This window comes from Erythrobacter sp. JB1-4 (assembly GCF_057365025.1).
This window is the reverse complement of the sequence record NZ_CP200292.1, coordinates 1,778,484-1,798,449: the sequence shown is the minus strand read 5'-3', so window position 1 is coordinate 1,798,449 and position 19,966 is coordinate 1,778,484. Positions and strand designations below refer to the sequence as shown.

Below are 19,966 nucleotides of genomic sequence, written 5' to 3'. Positions count from 1 at the left end.
TCCCTTGAGAGGGTGAAAACTTTCAGGCGGAAGGTGGGAGGGGCCGTATGGGCCCGCTCCCGTTATTCCGCTGCAATCGCTCCGTAATCGTCGTCGCCCTCTTCGCCGTCACCCAGCGAAGTCAGTTCGACATTCATGCCCAGCGAGCGCATTTCCTTGACGAGAACGTTGAAGCTCTCCGGAATGCCCGCCTCGAAGGTGTCGTCGCCTTTGACGATGGCTTCGTAGACCTTGGTCCGGCCCACAACATCGTCCGATTTGACGGTGAGCATTTCCTGCAAGGTGTAAGCAGCGCCGTATGCTTGCAGAGCCCAGACTTCCATCTCACCAAAGCGCTGACCACCGAATTGCGCTTTACCACCCAGCGGCTGCTGGGTGACGAGCGAGTATGGACCGATTGAGCGAGCGTGGATCTTGTCATCGACGAGGTGGTGAAGCTTGAGCATATAGATGATGCCAACAGTGACCTTGCGGTCAAACGCTTCGCCCGTGCGCCCATCAAACAGGACCGACTGGCCTGAGCTATCGACACCGGCCTTGACCAGATAGTCGGTCACGTCGGGTTCGCGCGCGCCATCAAAGACCGGCGTACCCATTGGGACACCTGCTTTGAGGTTGGTTGCAAGCTCAACAATGTTCGAGGTCGAGCGGCTGTCGAGGTCTTTGTGATATTGCTCACCATAGACATCTTTCAAACGCTCAACGACAGCCTCAGGCGGCTTCACATCGGCATAGTCTTCGGCAGCATTTGGATTGGCGCGTTTCCACTCTTCGAGCTTCTCAGCGATATCCATACCAAGGCCGCGTGCGGCAAAACCAAGGTGCGTTTCAAAGATTTGCCCGACGTTCATACGCGAAGGCACACCCAGCGGGTTGAGCACAAGATCAACCGGCGTGCCATCTTCGAGGAACGGCATGTCTTCGGCAGGAAGGATGCGAGAGATCACACCCTTGTTCCCGTGACGGCCCGCCATCTTATCGCCCGGTTGCAGCTTGCGCTTCACCGCGACGAAGACTTTGACCATCTTGAGAACGCCCGGAGCCAGCTCATCGCCGCGCTCAAGCTTCTCTTTGCGATCTTCGAACTTTGCATCAATCAGGCCAGCCGCTTCGTCATATTGCGACTTGATCGCCTCAATCTGCGTTTGACGTGCATCATCAGCAACCGCGAATTGGAACCATTCATGACGCTCAACATCGGTGAGCACTTGCTCAGAGATATCGATGCCCTTCTTGATGCCTTTTGGACCTGCCGCGACCACTTGACCCATAAGCATGTCACGAAGACGGTTATAGGTTGCACGGTTCAAGATGTTGCGTTCGTCCGCGGCATCCTTGCGAAGGTTCTCAATCTCCCGCGCTTGGATTTCCTTGGTACGGTCGTCAATTTCGATGCCGTGACGGTTGAAGACGCGAACTTCGACAACAGTGCCAGCCACACCAGGAGGCAGACGCAGCGAGGTGTCACGAACGTCAGATGCTTTCTCACCAAAGATCGCACGAAGGAGTTTTTCCTCCGGCGTCATTGGGCTCTCACCCTTTGGCGTGATCTTGCCGACCAGAATGTCACCGGGGTGCACTTCTGCGCCGATGTAGACAATGCCTGCCTCATCCAAGTTGCGTAAGGCTTCTTCACCAACGTTTGGAATGTCGCGGGTGATGTCCTCTGGGCCAAGCTTGGTGTCGCGGGCCATCACTTCGAACTCATCAATATGGATCGAGGTGAAGACATCGTCTTTTACGATACGCTCTGAAATGAGGATTGAATCCTCATAGTTGTAGCCATTCCAAGGCATAAAGGCGACGAGGCTGTTTTTGCCCAGCGCCAGTTCCCCCAAGTCAGTCGATGGACCGTCAGCGATAATATCGCCCGGCTCAATCGTCTCACCCACTTTCACCAGCGGACGCTGGTTGATGCAGGTGTTTTGGTTGGAACGTTGGAATTTCTGCAGCGTGTAAATGTCAACGCCGGACTGACCAGCCTCAACATCACCAATTGCGCGGATCACGATACGCGTCGCATCGACTTGGTCGACAATACCACCGCGTTTCGCAGCAATAGCCGCGCCAGAATCGCGCGCCACCGTCTCTTCCATACCCGTGCCGACCCATGGTGCCTCTGCTTTCACAAGCGGCACAGCTTGGCGTTGCATGTTCGAGCCCATCAAAGCGCGGTTCGCGTCATCGTTCTCAAGGAACGGGATGAGCGAGGCCGCAACCGACACAAGCTGCTTTGGCGACACGTCCATCAAAGTGATCTGATCGTTTGGCGCCATCAGGTTGTCACCTGCTTGACGCGCCGAAATCAGGTCTTCGACGAAAGTGCCATCATCGTTAAGCTCAGCCGATGCCTGCGCAACGGTGTGCTTCTGCTCTTCCATTGCGGAAAGATACTTCACCTCGCCGGTAACTTTGTTGTCTTTCACCTGACGGTATGGCGTCTCGATAAAGCCGTATTTGTTGACACGGCTGAACGACGCCAGCGAGTTGATCAGACCGATGTTCGGGCCTTCCGGCGTTTCAATCGGGCAGATACGACCATAATGCGTTGGGTGAACGTCGCGCACTTCAAAGCCAGCGCGCTCACGCGTCAGACCACCTGGCCCAAGCGCCGACACGCGGCGCTTGTGAGTGACTTCGGACAGCGGGTTGGTTTGGTCCATGAACTGCGACAATTGCGAGGAACCAAAGAACTCACGCACAGCCGCCACAGCAGGCTTTGCGTTGATGAGGTCGTTTGGCATCACAGTCGACACATCGACCGAAGACATACGCTCTTTAACCGCACGCTCCATCCGCAGGAGACCGACGCGGTATTGGTTTTCGAGAAGCTCACCAACCGAGCGGACACGGCGGTTGCCGAGGTTGTCGATGTCGTCAACTTCACCCTTGCCGTCTTTAAGATCGACAAGCTCCTTGACCACCGCAAGGATGTCTTCCTTGCGCAGGGTCGTCACAGTGTCCTCGGCATCAAGGCCAAGACGCATGTTCAGCTTCACACGGCCAACAGCGGACAAGTCATAACGCTCACCATCGAAGAACAAGCCTTCGAAGAGCGCTTCTGCCGTTTCCTTGGTGGGTGGTTCGCCCGGACGCATGACCTTGTAGATCGCCTCAAGACCCTCATCACGGTTCTCAGCCTTGTCTACTTTCAGCGTGTTGCGGATCCAGGGACCTGTGTTGATCTCGTCAATGTCGAGCAGTTCAAGCGCATCAAAGCCAGCTTCGTCGAGAGCTTCAATGTGCTCAAGCGTCACTTCATCGCCTGCCTCGATATAGATCGAGCCGGTTTGCTCATTGATCATATCGTATGCGGCATAGCGACCAACAGCTTCCTCGGTTGGGAGGAGCAGGTCTGTGAGACCATCCTTAGCTGCTTTGTTAGCAGCACGAGGAGAAATCTTCTGGCCCGCTGCAAAAATCTCTTCGCCGGTTTTCGCGTCCACCAGCGGGAAGGCTGGCTTCGCACCGCGCCATGCCTCAGCATTGAACGGGATCTTCCACCCATCCTTAGCGCGCTCCCACTTCATCGTGTCGTAGAAGTGGTGAAGGATGCCTTCGCTATCGAGGCCAAGCGCATAAAGAAGCGCGGTCACCGGAAGCTTACGCTTACGGTCGATGCGAACGTTGACGATGTCTTTCGCGTCATACTCAAAGTCGAGCCATGAGCCGCGGTAAGGAATAACGCGCGCAGCAAACAGAAGCTTGCCCGACGAGTGCGTCTTGCCACGGTCGTGGTCGAACAGAACGCCCGGCGAACGGTGCATTTGCGAGACGATCACACGCTCTGTGCCGTTCACGATAAAGGTGCCGTTATCCGTCATGAGCGGCATATCGCCCATGTAAACGTCTTGCTCTTTGATATCGAGAACAGAGCGCGTTTCGGTTTCCTGATCGACTTCAAACACGATCAGGCGAAGCGTTACCTTCATCGGCGCTGCGTAGGTAATCCCGCGTTGACGGCACTCGGTGGTGTCGTACTTTGGCTCTTCGAGTTCGTAATGAACAAAGTCGAGCTCTGCGGTGCCTGCAAAATCGCGGATCGGGAAGACGCTGCGCAGGGTCTTTTCCAGACCCGACACATAACCCGTCTCCTTGTTCGAGCGCAGGAAGAACTCATAGCTCTCACGCTGCACTTCGATGAGGTTGGGCATGTCGACGACTTCGTGGATGTCGCCAAAAATCTTACGGATGCGCCGCTTTGCGGTACCCTTTGCCTCGCGGCTGCGGGTGGCTTTCGCTTTGGTTGCCATGGAGGAGTATTGCCTCTTTGCTTGTCGTGCTCTGGGTTTGAACCACCCAAAGCCAAGTTGGTTTCAGTCATCACGCGTGGACTGCGATGCCATATATCGAGACGCAAACAAGCCGCACTCCAACGTGGGCCTTCCAGAAGGTCCAAATGGGATGCAGCTTACAAACTCGCGAATATGGCAAAGCACCGCTTCTATCCTTGGTCCTGTCCGTCGCGCATGGACAAATCCGTCTCGAAGTCGATGTGTGATGAGCCATGTAGGAATAGCGGCCAGATTCGTCAACAGGGTTCCCTCGGGTGCGATCAATGATTCGAATCGCGGCCCAAATCCGTCTTACCGGCCTTCAATTTGCGCTCCAGCCTTCATATCGAAAAACAATATCATCAAAAATATCGCTTTTCGATCAGTATATTATCGTTTTTCAATATTTATTGATTGACGATAAACTCGTTCTCACCTAGCTAGTGATTATCGAAATTCAATAAATCACTTCAAGGAGAACGATATGTCACTCGGTTTCACCAACACACTCGCAGCTCTTGCAGCAGTTGTCCTCGCCTTCGCATCCATTGGAACAATCGTAACTGTGCCGCCTGCTCAAACGGGCGAAACAATCGTCATGACTGAGCTTGCATAAGCAGCGCCGCTGGGAAGGAAACTCAAAATGACAAACACCGCCATACCCAATGATGCGCTGCTCAAAATAGCGCGCATCGGCGTAATCATAGGGCGCATATTGCTCGGATTGGTCGGAATGCTGATGATAGTCGGCTATGGCTTCGTTTTCCTTGGCCAAGAGAAGGAATTTGCAGACATCGGCCTTGAGCTCTCCAGCCAAGGCCTTGCGATTTCCCCTCGGGTCGCGCTTGGCATCATATTTACCGTGGTGCTTATTTTAATCGTACTCGCCGAACGCATCCTGCAGCAATTGCAGCGCATTGTCGAAAGTGTGGGTATGGGAGACCCCTTCATCCCTGCCAATGCTGACCGCTTGGCGCGCATGGCTTGGCTACTTCTGGCCAGTCAATTGGTGGCCATGTTCGCAACAACAGTCTCCGTGTTTCAGAAAATGTCGGATGAATGGGATTTCAGCGCAGACTGGAGCGTCGAAGGACTGTTTGCAGTTCTTCTCCTCTTCATCCTGGCCCGCGTGTTTAGGCACGGCGCAGCGATGCGCGACGATTTGGAAGGAACGGTCTGATGCCTGCTGATGACGAAGGAGCAACGATCATGGTCAAGCTCGATGACATATTGCACGACCGGCGCATGACACTCACCGAATTGGCGGACCGCGTTGGCCTAACCCTTGCCAATCTCTCAATCCTAAAGACCGGCAAAGCAAAAGCTATCCGGTTCACCACGCTTGCTGCGATATGCCGGGAACTGGACTGCCAGCCGGGCGACCTTTTGGAATACAATAATAGCTAAGCGGCAAGCACCAATTTGCTTGACTCTCGGGTCGCGCATAGTAATTGCGCGCCTCGACCTCTTTCGGGAGGTCATCCGTCCGAGACCGTTGGTGAGAGGAATATGCCTCTCTTAATTTCCAGCCTAGACGGGGAAAAGAGATTTTCGCAGCTCTGCTGCATTAGAGCCTAAGGGCTTACCCTCCTTCCCCATTGATGGACTTGTCTCACGTCGATGAACGGCGCGAGATGATTTGAGCCGGTCGCGCGGGCCTTAAATCCACGTGGCCATAGTGAAGGAGCAAATGCATGGATCGTTCGCAAAAAGCCGATGCGGTTGCGCAGCTCTCGCAAGTCTTCAACGAAGTTGGCGTGGTGGTTGTCACCCGTAACCTCGGCCTCACGGTGGACCAGTCTACCGACCTTCGGGGCAAGATGCGTGAAGCAGGTGCAACTTATAAGGTTGCGAAGAACCGTCTTGCAAAGCTCGCCCTGAAAGACACCGATTACGTTGGCCTTGAGGAATATCTCAACGGTCCAACCGCGCTTGCATGGTCAGAAGACCCTGTGGCGGCTGCGAAAGCGGCTGTTGAGTTCGCTAAGTCGAACGACAAGCTGGAAATCGTCGGTGGCTCAATGGGCAGTCAGGTGCTCGACGAAGCTGGGATCAAGGCGCTTGCCTCGATGCCAAGCCTCGACGAACTGCGTGGCACGATTGTTGGTCTGGTCAATGCGCCTGCGACGAAGATCGCTCAGGTTGCAACCGCCCCTGCCAACAAGTTGGCCCGTGTCATTGGCGCATATGCCGCCAAAGACGCCGCCTAAGCTTAAGACGCTATTCGCGAATAACGAAACATCATGGGGTGCGTTTTAGGCCCCGCTTAATTTTGGAGTTAACATCATGGCCGATATCGCCAAGCTTGTTGAAGAACTTTCTAAACTGACTGTCCTTGAGGCAGCTGAACTTGCTACCGCACTCGAAGAAGAGTGGGGCGTTTCTGCAGCTGCTGCTGTTGCTGTTGCTGCACCGGGTGCAGGCGGCGATGCACCTGCTGCTGAAGAAAAAGACGAATTCGACGTCATCCTCACCGGCGACGGTGGCAAGAAAATCCAGGTCATCAAAGAAGTCCGCGCCATCACCGGTCTGGGCCTCACCGAAGCCAAAGGTCTCGTCGAGGGCGCACCAAAGCCACTCAAAGAAGGCGTTGCGAAAGCAGAAGCCGAAGAGATCAAAGGCAAGATCGAAGCAGCTGGCGGTACTGTCGAACTCAAGTAATTGGGCTCGCTCAAGTAACCCTTGCGCAAAGTTTTGTGAGTGTCTTGAAGCGCTCGCAATTAGGGGGCGGTGTCAGCAATGGCGCCGCCCTTTTTGCGTAATATTAAGAGCTAGAGCCTACCGCGTTCCTTGAACCTGTGAGGGCGAGGGAACCTGTGAGGGCTGGGGAATGAACAAAAAGCAAGCCGACGTATTCGCCAAGACCGAGGAAACTGCACGCGCCAGCCTTTCTCGGATCATTCGCAATAGTAACGCAGGTTGGTTGTTTTATGCCCCCGATGGCACCGCGTACCACCTCCTGACAGATGAAGCCCAGATGCTGGAGATGCGCGGGAACAGGCGCATTTCTCAGATAAGCCGGTTTGTGGCTGAGATATCGCTATTGCCCGGACGCTCTTTCAAGGCGGCACTCGTAACTCTTGGCATCAACATTGTCCTGGGAGTCTCTTTTGGCAATCAATGGCTGAAGCCATTTGGCGACTTTGTGAACACGTTCATCTTCCCAAGCCTTGTCATTTTCGCCCTCTTCTTTGCATTCTTTTGGCCCCTGTTGGCGCTCGCGTTGAGATCAACTATGATGCTGTTTTGGCAGCGAAATGAAGCCAGAAAGCTCAAACAGGCAGGCCGGGGCGCGGTGCCCAAAGCGATCGAAGAGAAACATGATCGCTACAATCTATTTGGGCTCATCCGAACAGGCGCAATCGCAGTCTTAGCCGTGCGGTTTGCGACCATGTGGCTACTCACACCCACTCAACTGTTTGATCGCGGCTTTATCGTCGAATTGGTGTGCGTGGGTATTGTCATCGTGACATCCATCCCAGCCAAGCTGGTCGATAAGACCCACACCCGCCGCAAATGGCTGGATTGATAGCGGGGCTTTTGGCGGGTTTGCCCGGACCTTTGCCCTAATTGAGCAAGCGTCACTTTCGCCCATCCCGATCATCTTTGCTGACAGATTCCCCGGCGGTCCGGCCAATTGGCGCGCTGTGCATGTCGGATGCCTGACAAACGGCATGATGGCGCGCGTTCTCGCAGGCCAGGGTTAGCGCGGAATTTGTTCAATCGCAGTCAGCTCTGCACCAAGAGGCACAACAGAGATCTGGTCGATCTGCACCTTCTTAGCATTGGGCGCGTCTTTAAAGTCGATACCAAACTCCACCTCATCATAGGCGGGGCTATAACTGATCGGGATGCCAGCGGCCTGCAACTCGGCAATTGGCACAAAATTATCGATTGATTGCCCGCTCATGATCTCGGAAAACTCGGCTTGGCTAAAGGTTCCGCGCATCATTTGAGCAACCGACCGCAAACGAATAGCAATCGTCCCATCAAGCTGTCGGAACTCAACGCTTCCGGTGCGTACGCCGTTCACCCGCGCATCAAGCTTCTCTTTTGGGATCAATGCCGCTTGAGCCGCCGCTGTTGCGCTCACCTGAGGGGGGCAACGCCTGCTGGAATGGCTCGTTGCACGTCTTGAGCTTGGGGTTGTGGTTGAGTAGGCAGGGTCCGAGTGGGGGCATTAGGCGCAATCGGGAGCGAGTTTCGTACGGCACTTGATGCATCAATAGCGCCCGCAAAAGCTGCCTCGACGGAGCGATTGGCGATAGCCTCGGTTCGAGAAGAAGAAGAGCTAAGCGCAAGTTGCTGCTGATCTTCGCGGACATTTTCTGGCGTAGCTCTAACCACAAGATCCAGATCCGTGATCTGTTCAATCGCGATAGTTTTTGTCGCAATCGCAGAGCTTCTTGATTGGATCGCAGGCGCGTTGCCGGTTAAGACACTGGGCGCAATAATCGCCGAAAGGGGCGTGGGCGCTTCAACGCCAGCAAAAGCAAGATCGAACCTTTCAGTGCCAGCCTCAACAACAGCAAGAGGCAAGTCCGCTTGGAGATTTTTGTAAGTGGCACGCGAACTGAAGAACTCAGCTTTCTCGCCAGCGAGCACCTCAGCGTAAACGGGACCAGCCACTTGCTCAGCAGGCATCCAGATTTGCGTAGCGAGCGAGGCGGCTTCGCGTTTGCTCCTCGCACCCGCCAGACCAGGCCCGACGTCAGGCTCAATATCAGGCGCATTATCAGGCCCACCAAAATAGGGGCCCGTTATGGAGGTCACACCGTTGAAGGTGCCAACCATGGCCTCAAGCGATAAATTTGGCACCGCGACCGCAACCGCCACAGCAGCGCTTCCGACCATGACCCGCGCTTTTGTGAGGGTCTTTGCGGCAGGGCCTGAGCGAAATGCAATCGCAGCGCTCGCTTCTTCGCTAAGAGTGCGCGGGGCAGGCATGAGACGCGCCGGGGAAAGCCATGCACTGCGCACGCCCCCTTCGTAATGCGTATCCGTTGAAGGCCCTTTACGGCTCATCGCTTAACGCCCTTTCGGGCTTCCCCACCTAAATCCTGTGCGCCTTATGCAGGAATTTACATTTTAGACAAAGGAATTTGTCAAGAAGCGTCCCTCTCCGCCGGTCGCTGGCCCAAGCTCAAGGATAACGAATTTGCTTTCCGATAGCGCCCAAGGCTCCTATTCGGGCGGGCTCGCATCAGCGCGAGCGGATAAAGCAGATGCAAGAGACACCGCCTGATCAGACGCTAAAAGCGAGCGCCCGTAAAGCGCCTCCGGCCGCTCCCACATGGGGTGAGGAATTTCGCGAAACCCTCGCACTTGCAGGGCCTTTGGCGGGTGCAAATTTGCTACAGATGCTGACCTATGCGGTCGATGTGATTTTCATCGCAAGGCTTGGGGATGAGCCGCTCGCCGCCTCGGCGCTGGCGGTGTCGCTGTTTGGCCTTGTGCTATGGGCATTTACATCGTTGATCGGCGCCGTGGCTCCGTTAATTGCCGAGGCCATTGGCGCTGGCGGCCCAACGGTAAGGCCCGTGAGGCGCAGCGTGCGAATGGCTTTGTGGCTGGCCATGATCACCGGCGTGGTCGGGATGGGGCTATGCTTGTTACTCGGACCATTAATGCATGCAACCGGCCAACAGGCCTCGATTATCGCGCTTAGCGTCGAGTACAATTACATCATCGTCTTTTCGCTCATCCCAATGCTGCTTGCGGCGGCTTTGCGGTACTATGTGTCAGCCCTCGGGCGCCCAATCTTCGCAACCGCAATCACCGGTATCGGCATTTTTGTGAACGCTTTTGCGAATTACGCGCTGATCTTCGGAAATCTTGGCGCGCCAGAACTCGGGCTTCGTGGTGCTGCGGTAGCGACAATCATCACATCACTCGTGGTCCTTGGCACTTACGTTCTCGCGATACGCCTCGACCCAAAACTGCACCGCTATCGCGTGTTCGGAAAACTATGGTCGCCGGATTGGGACAGGTTTTGGCTTATCATCCGTATTGGTGTGCCAATAGGCCTGACGGTGACAGCAGAAGCGGGCATTTTTGGAGCGGCTGCATTCTTGATGGGTAGGTTTGGCGCGGCGGAATTGGCAGGGCATACTGTGGCGCTGCAATTGGCCGCGCTCGCTTTCCAAGTGCCTTTTGGTGTGGGCCAAGCAGTGACCATTCGCGTGGGCTATTTCTTTGGCGCGCGCAACGTGCAAGGGATCAAGCAGGCTGGCTGGGTTGCCATTGCGATCTCGGTTATTTTCATGACCTTTACAGCCAGCGCCATGGTGATCGCTCCGTACACTTTGCTGTCGATCTATGTGGACCCCTACGCCGCCAAGAATGCAGCTCTCGTAGGCTTCGCGCTGCAATATCTGGTATTGGCCGCAGCCTTCCAGTTGGTGGACGGGGTTCAAGCCGTTGCAGCGGGAGCCTTGCGTGGTCTTCAGGACACGCGCGCGCCCATGTGGATCGCGATTTTCAGCTACTGGGTGCCGGGTATCGGGCTTTCGATTGGCCTTGGGTTCTTTACGCCGCTCGAAGGTATTGGTGTATGGATCGGGCTTGCAACGGGCCTTGCCTTTGCGGCTGTCCTGCTCACTTGGCGCTGGATGATGCGCGAGCGATTGGGCCTTGTAAGGCAGCCACTTTAAGCGGCCCTTGTAGTGACCTCGCGTTGTGGGAACGGGATGGTGATGCCCTTCTCGTCGAACTTGGACTTCGCAGCCTCAGTAAGGTCCCACGAAAGACCAAGATAGTCGGGCGTGTTGCACCACACGCGAAGGCCAATGCCGACCGAACTGTCATCGAGCGAGGCGACATAGGCTATCGGCTCAGGATCGGCCAAAACACGCGCGTCCGCCGCTGCCAGGGCAAGCAAACTCTCGCGCGCCTCTTGCATGCTATCATTATAGCCGATGCCCACGACCAGCTCGAACCGCCGTGTGGGATGGCGTGAGAAATTTGTGATGGGCTGGTTCCAAATCTCGTTGTTCGGCATCATGACAAACAGGCCGTCGGGCTGCTTAAGCTGAGTGGTGAAAAGACCAATCTCCTCAACGGTCGCGATAATAGAGCCAACGCTGATAACCTCGCCCACCCGGAAAGGACGCTGGGTCATAATCAGGACTCCCGACGCGACGTTGGACAGCGTCCCCTGAAGCGCCAGACCAACGGCAAGCGCCAAGCCGCCGAGCGCTGCGATGATGCTGGTCGTTTCAACACCGAATTGCGACAGCACCGTCAAAAGGACTATCGCCCAGATCGCATATTTCACAGCTTTCGCGATAATGCGGGCGATGGAAACATCTATGCTTGATGAACGGGTGAGCCCCTTCAAAATCCAGCGGGAGACAACACTGGCAACAAACAAGCCCAGAACTAAGACCGCGATACCGCCAGCAATATCCATGATATTCATGCGCAGCCAGATTAGGCCCTGCTCGGCATAGGTAAGGGTGGTGATCTCAGGGTTAAAGCGCATCGCAATACTCACGAAAGACGAAACAAAAAGCGCGCATCTGACGACGCGCGCTGGACGCTGATCAATTGGCGCAAAGTGCGCAGGTTAGCAACTAAGAAGAGCTACAGGGTCCGTGGTTGCATTTTTTTGCCATTCCCGCCTTGACTCTTCGCCCCCCCAGAACCATCTGCGGCCTTGCTGGCACTCTTATAGCAAGAGTGCCAAAGTTCATTATCAACCCAAGACAAAAAGGTCATACTACAATGGCATTTCGTCCACTTCACGACCGCGTTCTGGTCCGTCGCATCGAAGCCGACACAAAGACCGCAGGCGGCATCATTATCCCTGACAGCGCTCAAGAAAAGCCCTCCGAAGGCGAAGTCGTCTCCGTTGGCGAAGGCGCCCGCGACGACAGCGGCAACCGCGTTGCACTCGACGTCAAAGCTGGCGACCGCGTATTGTTCGGCAAATGGGGCGGCACCGAAGTAAAAATCGACGGTGAAGACCTCCTCATCATGAAGGAAAGCGACATCATGGGCATCATCGGCTGAGCCGACTGACCCGACGCTTTCTAACTTTTAAAGAATTTCTCAGGAGAAAACACAATGGCTGCAAAGGACGTAAAGTTCGGCCGCGAAGCACGCGAAGGCATTCTTCGCGGCGTAGATACGCTCGCAAACGCTGTTAAAGTCACCCTCGGCCCTAAGGGGCGTAACGTCGTCATCGACAAAAGCTTTGGCGCACCGCGCATCACCAAAGATGGTGTATCGGTTGCCAAAGAAATCGAACTTGCTGACAAGTTCGAAAACATGGGCGCGCAAATGCTCAAAGAGGTCGCTTCCAAAACGAACGACCTTGCTGGCGACGGCACCACCACTGCAACCGTTCTTGGCCAAGCAATTGCCCGCGAAGGCATGACCGCAGTTGCTGCTGGCATGAACCCAATGGACCTTAAGCGCGGCATCGACACTGCAACCGCAGCAGTCGTTGCAAACCTTCAGAGCCGTTCAAAAGAAGTTTCTGGCTCAGAAGAAGTCTCGCAAGTTGGCGTGATCTCAGCAAACGGCGACCGCGAAGTCGGCGAAAAAATCGCTGAAGCCATGGAGAAGGTCGGCAAAGAAGGCGTCATCACCGTCGAAGAAGCCAAAGGCCTCGAATTTGAACTCGACGTTGTTGAAGGCATGCAGTTCGACCGTGGTTACCTCTCGCCTTACTTCATCACCAACCCGGACAAGATGCTTGTCGAACTCGACAACCCATACATCCTGATCAACGAAGGCAAGCTCTCCAGCCTGCAAGCGATGCTCCCGGTTCTCGAAGCCGCTATGCAATCAGGTCGTCCGCTTCTCATCATTGCCGAAGACATCGAAGGCGAAGCGCTCGCGACCCTCGTGGTCAACAAGCTGCGCGGCGGTTTGAAAGTGGCTGCTGTTAAGGCTCCTGGCTTCGGCGATCGCCGTAAAGCCATGCTGCAAGACATCTCGATCCTTACCAAAGGCGAGCTGGTCAGCGAAGAGCTTGGCATCACGCTTGATAAAGTCACGCTCGACATGCTCGGCGAAGCAAAGCGCGTCACCATCGACAAAGACAACACCACCATTGTCGACGGCGCAGGCTCAGAAGACGACATCAAGGCCCGCGTCAGCGAAATCCGCACACAGATCGATGCCACCACCAGCGACTATGACCGTGAGAAGCTCCAAGAACGTCTTGCGAAACTCGCAGGCGGCGTTGCTGTGATCAAAGTGGGCGGCGCTTCAGAAGTCGAAGTGAAAGAACGCAAGGACCGCGTTGATGACGCGCTTCACGCAACCCGTGCAGCGGTTGAAGAAGGCATCGTCCCTGGCGGCGGTACGGCTCTTCTGTACGCCACGAAAGCTCTTGAAGGCATGAAGGGCGACAATGACGATCAGACCCGCGGCATCGACATCGTTCGCCGCGCGATCCTCGCACCGGTTCGTCAAATCGCTGAAAACGCAGGTCACGATGGTGCGGTTGTTTCTGGCAACCTCCTTCGTGAAGGCGATGAGACCCAAGGTTTCAACGCAGCGACCGACGTTTACGAAAACCTCGTTGAAGCAGGCGTGATCGACCCAACCAAGGTTGTTCGCACCGCTCTCCAAGATGCAGCCTCTGTCGCTGGCCTCCTGATCACCACCGAAGCGGCGATCACGGATGCTCCAGAAGACAAGGCCGCTGCTCCTGCAATGCCCGACATGGGCGGCATGGGCGGCATGGGCGGCGGCATGGGCTTCTAAGCTAACGCCAAATCCCAAGCTGTACGGCTTAGAAAAGGCCCCGGTGGAGCAATCCGCCGGGGCCTTTTTCATGCAAGACATGAATGCACGCGCCACTCCTTCCGCAGAAGGCCAAACAAATGTGCGCACGTTAAGTCATTTTGACACGCTGATAAGTTAAACAAACTTGACGCATTTCGCTGTATAGTGAAAACTACTGGTGATCTGGCTTTGCAGAGTCGAATGGCTCGCAGGCTGCTGGACATTTGGGATCTGTGGATGGGAATGCACGCAAAGCATTGTTGGAAAGGAGTGGCCCTGCAAACGGCCCCCGCATTGCAATGTGATGCTTGCTGCTCCCTTACCGCGGACGGAGGGTAGAGCGATGCAAATGCATGGTGAAGGAGCTGGCCGACAGTCTGGATCTGCCAGCCTAATCGGCTGCCTCACGTATCAGAGTCACGCCGCCAACCCGCCGACAGAAAACGAACTCAACGAACTTGTCGCCCGCGCGCGCCTTCGCAATCAAAGCTTTGGTGTGACGGGCATGCTTTTGTATGAGAATGGAAAATTTCTCCAAACCCTTGAGGGACCACCTGACGGGCTGAGTACGATCTGGGCATCGATCCAGCGCGATGAACGGCACACAGATATTGAAGTCCTGACCGAGCACTTTGTCGAGGCGCGTCTGTTTTCGGATTGGGATTTGCTTCTCTATCGAAAGCACGATCAGGCACCATCAAGCCTTTGGGATCGCCTGCGCCGAAAACACCCGTTGAGCCAACATATCCAGCGCGTTGCAAGAGACGCCTTTGATGCCAACGAGGCCGGGCTAGGAGACTTGTTCGGCAGGCTGGCAGCGTCGGGCTGGCACGGCGATGAAGTTGTCAAACAACTGATTGAACCAGCTGCACGAGCGATGGGTGATGCATGGCTTTCTGATGACTGCAGCGAGTTTGAGCTCACCCTTGGCCTTGGCATTTTGCAGATGGCTGGCCATGCAGTGCGTTACAGCGATGGGCCGGACACCGTTAGATCAAAAACCTATTCAATCCTTCTGGCCTCTGTCCCCGGTGAGCATCAGATGCTTGGGCCAACCCTTTTGGCCGACCAATTCACCGATGCGGGATGGTCGGTTGAAGTCGCCAATCCGGCAAGCGATCAAGCGCTCGCCAACCAATTGGAGCATCAGCGGCCCGATGCGCTTGACCTTGGCCTTTCTGAAGCGCTCTTGCGACAGGACCGCCTTGCCAGTTTGCGCGAAACGGTAAAACAGAGTCGCCTGATCTTGCCCGATCACAATCTCGTGATCTCGGTGGGTGGTCGCCTTTTTGCCGAAGCATCGGCAACAGCAGAGCATGTGGGCGCTGATCACTCAAGGCAGTCTATCGCAGGAACACGCCTACGTATGGCCGAGCTGGTCTCCCATGCACGCTCGATCGGGTAAACGCAGCGCTCTCCCGACTGTATGACACCCACGCAACTGCGCACTGCGCGCGCGAGCCTCTTTTCTTTGGCCGCGCTCTGACGCATGAGGGCAAGAACAAAATCAGAGGGAACTCACATGAAAACCAAATTTGCAGCTTTGCTGCTGGCATCAGTGTCGCTTGCAGGGTGCGATGCGCTCACCCCGGTTGAAACCGTTGCATGCGGTGATACGGCTCAGACCGAATGCCTCAATGCATGGTTTGAGGAAAAGTTCGAAGAGCAGCTCGCCTTTTCGCCGATCACGCAAACCGGGCTTGGCCGCAAGACCGACTATGACAAGATCGATGACTTCAGCGAAGAGGCTCAGCTCGAACAGCTTGAGTGGATGCGCACTGCAACCGCTCAGATGGAGGCAAGCTTTGATTATGACGAGCTGACGGATGCAGCCAAACTCTCCTATGACATGTGGAAGTTTCGTCTCGAGCAAGCAGAGCGGGCATGGGATTTTCGCGAGCAAGCCTACATCTTGCACCAAATGGGGTCGGCACAATCGGGCTTGCCAACTTTCCTTCTAACCCAGCACGCGGTTGCCGATGAAAGTGATATGCAGGCCTTTATCGCCCGGATCGGCGGTATTGGCGGCGCAATGGATCAGCTTCTTGCGCGAGCTCAAGCGAATGCCGAGGCAGGCACACGGGCCCCTCGTTTTGCTTATGACGCGGTGATTTTGGAATCGAACAATCTCACCACCGGTGCGCCGTTTGATGAAGGTGAACCATCAGCGATGTGGCAAGGGGTTGAGCGTCATCTGTCGAGCCTTCTGGAAAGCGGTGCAGTGACGCAAGAGCGCGCCGATGAACTTCGCGAAGAGGCACGCACAGCGCTCACCGAAGGATTTGCACCTGCCTATGGCCGGATCGTTGCTTGGTATGAGGAAGACCGCCCTAACACGAGCGAGGAAACGGTTGGTGTGACCAAGCTTCCCAATGGCGAGGCATTTTATGCCGCATCATTGAAAGAAATGACCACAACCGACCTTACCGCTGATGAAATCCACCAGATCGGCCTTGATGAGGTGGAACGCATTCAAGCCGAAATGCGGGCGATTATGGAACAGGTCGGGTTTGAAGGGGACTTGCAGGCTTTCTTCGAATTTACCCGAACCGACCCTCAATTCTTCTATCAAGACAATGACGCCGGCGCACAGGAGTATATCGATCAGGCCAAGGCCCATATCGACACCCTGACCGCCCGCCTTCCCGAGTTTTTCGGGACTTTGCCCAAGGCCCCTCTCGAGGTTCGCCGGGTTGAACCTTTCCGTGAGCAAGACGGCGCAGCCCAGCACTATCAAGCGGGCACGCCAGATGGATCACGTCCGGGCATATATTACGCGCATTTGTCAGACATGACCACAATGCCGATCCCTGAACTTGAATCGATTGCCTACCACGAGGGTAATCCGGGCCACCACATGCAGCTATCCATCGCTCAAGAATTGGAAGGTGTGCCAAAGTTCCAATCACAAGGCGGCTTTATCTCGGCCTATGGCGAAGGCTGGGCGCTTTACACCGAGCTTCTGGCTAAAGAGATGGGGGGTTATCAGGACCCCTATTCCGACTTTGGCCGTCTTTCGAGCGAGATATGGCGCGCGATCCGGCTGGTTGTGGACACAGGCATTCACGCTAAGGGATGGAGCGAGGAAGAGGCGGTGCAATACGCGCTTGAGAACTCGCCCAATCCCGAAGGCGCAGTGCGCAGCGAAGTGCAACGTTATTACGTGCTGCCGGGTCAAGCGACATCTTACAAGATCGGTATGATCCGCATTCAGGAACTGCGGGCAAAAGCGGAAGACGAGTTAGGCGACAAATTCGACATTCGCGGCTTCCACGACACCGTTCTGGGCGGTGGTTCGGTTCCTCTCTCACTTCTTGAGAAGCGGATCGATCAATGGATCGCGAGTGTGAAAGAGGCCTGAGCACGTCTAGATACGCATGAAAAGGGGCGGGAAAGCGAATTGCTCTCCTGCCCCTTTTTTGTCTCTTGCAAGATGCCTTAGCCGCCTTTGCGGCTGTTGGCTGCTGCCTCAATCACATCCTCATCCCAAGTGACCTGGGTTTGGGTCTGCGGGTTAAAGCGGGTGTTGGCGTAAGACGCTGCTTCAGCGGCCGCGACTTCCTCAGCGGTCAGGTATTCTGACGCCTCAAGCGCAAACACATCAACGCCGCGTGTGATTTCTGTGCCGTAGATGCGGCCATTGTACCAATAGCTTGACCAGAAACCCCCAACGACGAGCTGTTCGTCATCAATCGGGCCGCGATCGAAGAACGCGATCTCTTGCGGGTTGGCGCTATCGGTGAAGTCCATCACGCTAATGCCGCCCTGATACCAAGACTGCACAAAGATATCGCGGCCAGGGACCGGAATAATCGAGCCATTGTGGGCAACGCAGTTTTCATGCTCGGTTTGCGGGCCAGGCATCTTGTAGTGGCTGCGGAATTCAAGCTTGCCATCGACGATGTCGTAAATCGCATTCGCGCCCCATGTCATTGGGTCTGATGCCTTACAACGCGGACGACCACCGCCGCCCCACTCATCGGTGAAGATCACTTTGGTGCCGTCATTGTTGAAGGTGGCTGAGTGCCAATAGGCAAAGCCTTTGTCGAACACGCTGTCGGTACGCACAGGATTATAGGGATCGGAGATATCCATGATGATCCCGTTGCCCGAGCACGCGCCGGCTGCGATTTTCAGAGCCGGGAACACGGTGATGTCGTGGCACTGATTGGTCTGGCGCGTTTCCTGAGCGCCGTCTTCTGAGACGCCGCCTTTCCAAAGACCTGCGATCTCACCTGTTTCATTGTCGGCGAACACGCGAGGGGAACTGGTGATGCGCGATTTTGAAGGATCAGCGCGCGGGATTTCGATTACGTCGATGCTGAACAGTGCGGTACGACTGTCTGAACGGTTGTCGATACAGCGCTCAAGCTCTTCTTGTTTACGCACGCGCGACGTGCCGGAGTTGTAGACGATGAGCTTTTCATCATCGGCGCTGACAATTGAGTGGGTGTGACTGCCACGGCAGGTTTGAACTTGACCCACTTGGCGCACAGCGGTGAGGTCGGAGATATCAAAAATGCGCAGCCCGCGGAAACGCTCTTCGCTCACATCACCTTCAACACCCTGCAGCCCGCAATCAACGCGGCCACGGGTTTGCTCAACACTCATGATCAGGAGGTTCTCGTAGACCGACACATCGCCTTGGCCGCCGGGGCACACAACAGAGGACATAAGCTCTGGCACGCCGTCATCGACCAGCTTGTAGATGTTGAAGCCGTGATAATTGCCCGCCACCATGATGTCGTCGAAAAACGCCATATCTGTGTTAGCAAAGTCGAGGAGCGGAGAACGCTCGGCGAATTGCGTCAGGCTTTCACCATCCTCTTCATCACCGCGTTCAGCAGCGGCTGCCGCTTCTGCATCGGCGAGCGCTTTGCGAGCGTCTTCGACGGCTTGTTCCGTTGGTGTGAGGTCGCCTTCCTCTTCAGCGGCCTCATCCTTTTCAGCCTTAATCTTTTCTGCGCGAAGGTCAGCCGGGTTATCCGGGTCAAAGAAGCCAGCTGGTTTTGGCAGGGAGACAACTTTGCGAAGGTTCATGATTGCTTCGCCCGCATCATCAAAGCCGACTGCCAGATTGACGCGCGGATCGGTTGAAAGTCCCGCGAGCATCACATCCATCTGGTCAATTTCAGATTGCTGATCGTTCTCAATGTCACCGACGAACTGGAAAAGCACTTGATCAGAGGCGCTTCCCGGTTGGTCGAGCAAATCGTCGACCATTGTGATCGCGCCCTCATGGTGAGCGATCATGAGTGTCAGGAAAAGGCGGTCAAACTCTGTCCCCTCAAGGGTCGCAAGCTTAGCCATGTCCTCAGCGCTCGCCATGCCGGCCATTTGCGAGTGGTCCATGGAATGGCCCATCATGTGGCCGGAATGATCCATGCCGCTATGATCCATATTGCTGTGATCCATGCCGGCCATCACGGCCTTTTCACCGCGATCCGAAAGCCATTCATTCATAAATGTGATCTCGTCTGCCTGGCTCGACAGAATGCGACCCGCGATCGTTACAACGTCTTCATTGTTAGTGCGCGCCTCGACCAGCTCGGACATTTCGACCGCTTGCTGATGGTGGACGATCATGCCTTGCATGAAACGAACGTCGGCCTCGGTGTAGCTAGACTTTGCAATTTCGCTTGCTTCACTTGCGCTCAACGTTTTGCTCGCTTCTCCCGGGGCGCCGGGAAGAAGAATAGGTGCAGTTTGTGCCATCGCGAGGCTTGAGCCGGTAAGCAGAAGCCCAGTAACAAAGCAGCGCGAGCCGCGAGCGAATGTGCGTTGGATTGTCATACATTTCCTCATGGTGAAATTGTTTGCGCATACTCCTGCCCGATTGGCCGCATCAGTCAAGACCGGGTCGGAAACGACGGATAGATACGCAACAAGGGAACAATCGAAGGGCCCCTCGCATTATAATTAGTGCACGCTTGTTTGAGACAATCTCGAAT

At 55.5% G+C, this 19,966-nt stretch carries 17 protein-coding genes; 12 read left to right on the top strand and 5 right to left on the bottom strand.

Going from position 1 to position 19,966, the window contains the following annotated elements:
- Positions 1–62 precede the first annotated feature (62 nt).
- Positions 63–4,253 carry a DNA-directed RNA polymerase subunit beta gene (rpoB, locus tag AC0V61_RS08370; protein ID WP_486156793.1) on the bottom strand — a complete coding sequence of 1,397 codons (4,191 nt, stop codon included), beginning with the start codon at positions 4,251–4,253 and terminating at the stop codon, positions 63–65.
- A 505-nt stretch (positions 4,254–4,758) separates the two neighbouring features.
- On the opposite strand from rpoB, the gene AC0V61_RS08365 reads away from it, so the two are divergent.
- The 7 genes from AC0V61_RS08365 (at position 4,759) to AC0V61_RS08335 (ending at position 7,981) form a co-directional block, all read left to right on the top strand.
- Positions 4,759–4,890 (top strand): hypothetical protein, encoded by a 132-nt coding sequence (locus AC0V61_RS08365; RefSeq protein WP_486156792.1) that lies wholly within the window; start codon positions 4,759–4,761, stop codon positions 4,888–4,890.
- A gap of 27 nt (positions 4,891–4,917) precedes the next feature.
- Positions 4,918–5,454: a DUF2975 domain-containing protein gene (locus tag AC0V61_RS08360; RefSeq protein ID WP_486156791.1), complete on the top strand. Its 537-nt coding sequence runs from the start codon at positions 4,918–4,920 to the stop codon at positions 5,452–5,454.
- Positions 5,454–5,681: a helix-turn-helix domain-containing protein gene (locus AC0V61_RS08355; RefSeq protein WP_486156790.1), complete on the top strand. Its 228-nt coding sequence runs from the start codon at positions 5,454–5,456 to the stop codon at positions 5,679–5,681. Before AC0V61_RS08360 ends, AC0V61_RS08355 begins: the two co-directional genes overlap by 1 nt.
- A 287-nt stretch (positions 5,682–5,968) precedes the next feature.
- Entirely contained in the window at positions 5,969–6,484 is a 516-nt protein-coding gene (gene rplJ, locus AC0V61_RS08350; protein WP_486156789.1) for a 50S ribosomal protein L10, read from the top strand.
- A 76-nt stretch (positions 6,485–6,560) separates the two neighbouring features.
- On the top strand, positions 6,561–6,935 hold the full coding sequence (gene rplL, locus AC0V61_RS08345; RefSeq protein ID WP_486156788.1) for a 50S ribosomal protein L7/L12: 375 nt from the start codon (positions 6,561–6,563) through the stop codon (positions 6,933–6,935).
- 169 nt (positions 6,936–7,104) lie between these two features.
- Positions 7,105–7,803: a hypothetical protein gene (locus AC0V61_RS08340; RefSeq protein ID WP_486156787.1), complete on the top strand. Its 699-nt coding sequence runs from the start codon at positions 7,105–7,107 to the stop codon at positions 7,801–7,803.
- Entirely contained in the window at positions 7,769–7,981 is a 213-nt protein-coding gene (locus AC0V61_RS08335; RefSeq protein WP_486159501.1) for a styrene oxide isomerase, read from the top strand. Before AC0V61_RS08340 ends, AC0V61_RS08335 begins: the two co-directional genes overlap by 35 nt.
- Here the strand turns inward: AC0V61_RS08335 and AC0V61_RS08330 are convergent.
- Together AC0V61_RS08330 and AC0V61_RS08325 are read right to left on the bottom strand one after the other, a co-directional pair.
- Positions 7,978–8,367 carry a hypothetical protein gene (locus AC0V61_RS08330; RefSeq protein ID WP_486156786.1) on the bottom strand — a complete coding sequence of 130 codons (390 nt, stop codon included), beginning with the start codon at positions 8,365–8,367 and terminating at the stop codon, positions 7,978–7,980. The two genes, AC0V61_RS08335 and AC0V61_RS08330, sit on opposite strands and share 4 nt — an antisense overlap.
- A complete protein-coding gene (locus AC0V61_RS08325; protein WP_486156785.1) occupies positions 8,364–9,299 on the bottom strand; it encodes a hypothetical protein in 936 nt (311 codons plus the stop codon). Before AC0V61_RS08325 ends, AC0V61_RS08330 begins: the two co-directional genes overlap by 4 nt.
- A gap of 200 nt (positions 9,300–9,499) precedes the next feature.
- Here AC0V61_RS08325 and AC0V61_RS08320 point away from each other — a divergent pair, with 200 nt between their 5' ends.
- Positions 9,500–10,927, top strand: coding sequence for an MATE family efflux transporter (locus tag AC0V61_RS08320; protein WP_486156784.1), 1,428 nt, complete (start codon positions 9,500–9,502; stop codon positions 10,925–10,927).
- On the opposite strand, the gene AC0V61_RS08315 is transcribed toward AC0V61_RS08320, so the two are convergent.
- Complete coding sequence (locus AC0V61_RS08315; RefSeq protein WP_486156783.1) at positions 10,924–11,769, bottom strand: mechanosensitive ion channel family protein; 846 nt, start codon at positions 11,767–11,769, stop codon at positions 10,924–10,926. The genes AC0V61_RS08320 and AC0V61_RS08315 overlap by 4 nt on opposite strands.
- Positions 11,770–11,999: 230 nt before the next feature.
- Here AC0V61_RS08315 and groES point away from each other — a divergent pair, with 230 nt between their 5' ends.
- From groES to AC0V61_RS08295, 4 genes are all read left to right on the top strand, one after another.
- Positions 12,000–12,287 carry a co-chaperone GroES gene (groES, locus tag AC0V61_RS08310; RefSeq protein ID WP_486156782.1) on the top strand — a complete coding sequence of 96 codons (288 nt, stop codon included), beginning with the start codon at positions 12,000–12,002 and terminating at the stop codon, positions 12,285–12,287.
- A 54-nt stretch (positions 12,288–12,341) separates the two neighbouring features.
- Positions 12,342–13,994 (top strand): chaperonin GroEL, encoded by a 1,653-nt coding sequence (groL, locus tag AC0V61_RS08305; RefSeq protein ID WP_486156781.1) that lies wholly within the window; start codon positions 12,342–12,344, stop codon positions 13,992–13,994.
- A gap of 370 nt (positions 13,995–14,364) precedes the next feature.
- Positions 14,365–15,420 (top strand): BLUF domain-containing protein, encoded by a 1,056-nt coding sequence (locus AC0V61_RS08300; protein ID WP_486156780.1) that lies wholly within the window; start codon positions 14,365–14,367, stop codon positions 15,418–15,420.
- A 117-nt stretch (positions 15,421–15,537) separates the two neighbouring features.
- Positions 15,538–17,376, top strand: a complete 1,839-nt coding sequence (locus AC0V61_RS08295; RefSeq protein ID WP_486156779.1) for a DUF885 domain-containing protein — start codon at positions 15,538–15,540, stop codon at positions 17,374–17,376.
- A 77-nt stretch (positions 17,377–17,453) separates the two neighbouring features.
- Here the strand turns inward: AC0V61_RS08295 and AC0V61_RS08290 are convergent, their stop codons facing one another.
- Positions 17,454–19,808, bottom strand: coding sequence for a DUF305 domain-containing protein (locus AC0V61_RS08290; protein WP_486156778.1), 2,355 nt, complete (start codon positions 19,806–19,808; stop codon positions 17,454–17,456).
- Between the last annotated feature and the right edge of the window lie 158 nt (positions 19,809–19,966).

What these genes read in the sequence shown, in the direction of transcription:
- rpoB (WP_486156793.1), bottom strand. Translation starts at nt 4,253, where the DNA reads ATGGCAACCAAAGCGAAAGCCACCCGCAGCCGCGAGGCAAAGGGTACC.
- AC0V61_RS08365 (WP_486156792.1), top strand. Translation starts at nt 4,759, where the DNA reads ATGTCACTCGGTTTCACCAACACACTCGCAGCTCTTGCAGCAGTTGTC.
- AC0V61_RS08360 (WP_486156791.1), top strand. Translation starts at nt 4,918, where the DNA reads ATGACAAACACCGCCATACCCAATGATGCGCTGCTCAAAATAGCGCGC.
- AC0V61_RS08355 (WP_486156790.1), top strand. Translation starts at nt 5,454, where the DNA reads ATGCCTGCTGATGACGAAGGAGCAACGATCATGGTCAAGCTCGATGAC.
- rplJ (WP_486156789.1), top strand. Translation starts at nt 5,969, where the DNA reads ATGGATCGTTCGCAAAAAGCCGATGCGGTTGCGCAGCTCTCGCAAGTC.
- rplL (WP_486156788.1), top strand. Translation starts at nt 6,561, where the DNA reads ATGGCCGATATCGCCAAGCTTGTTGAAGAACTTTCTAAACTGACTGTC.
- AC0V61_RS08340 (WP_486156787.1), top strand. Translation starts at nt 7,105, where the DNA reads ATGAACAAAAAGCAAGCCGACGTATTCGCCAAGACCGAGGAAACTGCA.
- AC0V61_RS08325 (WP_486156785.1), bottom strand. Translation starts at nt 9,299, where the DNA reads ATGAGCCGTAAAGGGCCTTCAACGGATACGCATTACGAAGGGGGCGTG.
- AC0V61_RS08320 (WP_486156784.1), top strand. Translation starts at nt 9,500, where the DNA reads ATGCAAGAGACACCGCCTGATCAGACGCTAAAAGCGAGCGCCCGTAAA.
- groES (WP_486156782.1), top strand. Translation starts at nt 12,000, where the DNA reads ATGGCATTTCGTCCACTTCACGACCGCGTTCTGGTCCGTCGCATCGAA.
- groL (WP_486156781.1), top strand. Translation starts at nt 12,342, where the DNA reads ATGGCTGCAAAGGACGTAAAGTTCGGCCGCGAAGCACGCGAAGGCATT.
- AC0V61_RS08300 (WP_486156780.1), top strand. Translation starts at nt 14,365, where the DNA reads ATGCATGGTGAAGGAGCTGGCCGACAGTCTGGATCTGCCAGCCTAATC.
- AC0V61_RS08295 (WP_486156779.1), top strand. Translation starts at nt 15,538, where the DNA reads ATGAAAACCAAATTTGCAGCTTTGCTGCTGGCATCAGTGTCGCTTGCA.
- AC0V61_RS08290 (WP_486156778.1), bottom strand. Translation starts at nt 19,808, where the DNA reads ATGACAATCCAACGCACATTCGCTCGCGGCTCGCGCTGCTTTGTTACT.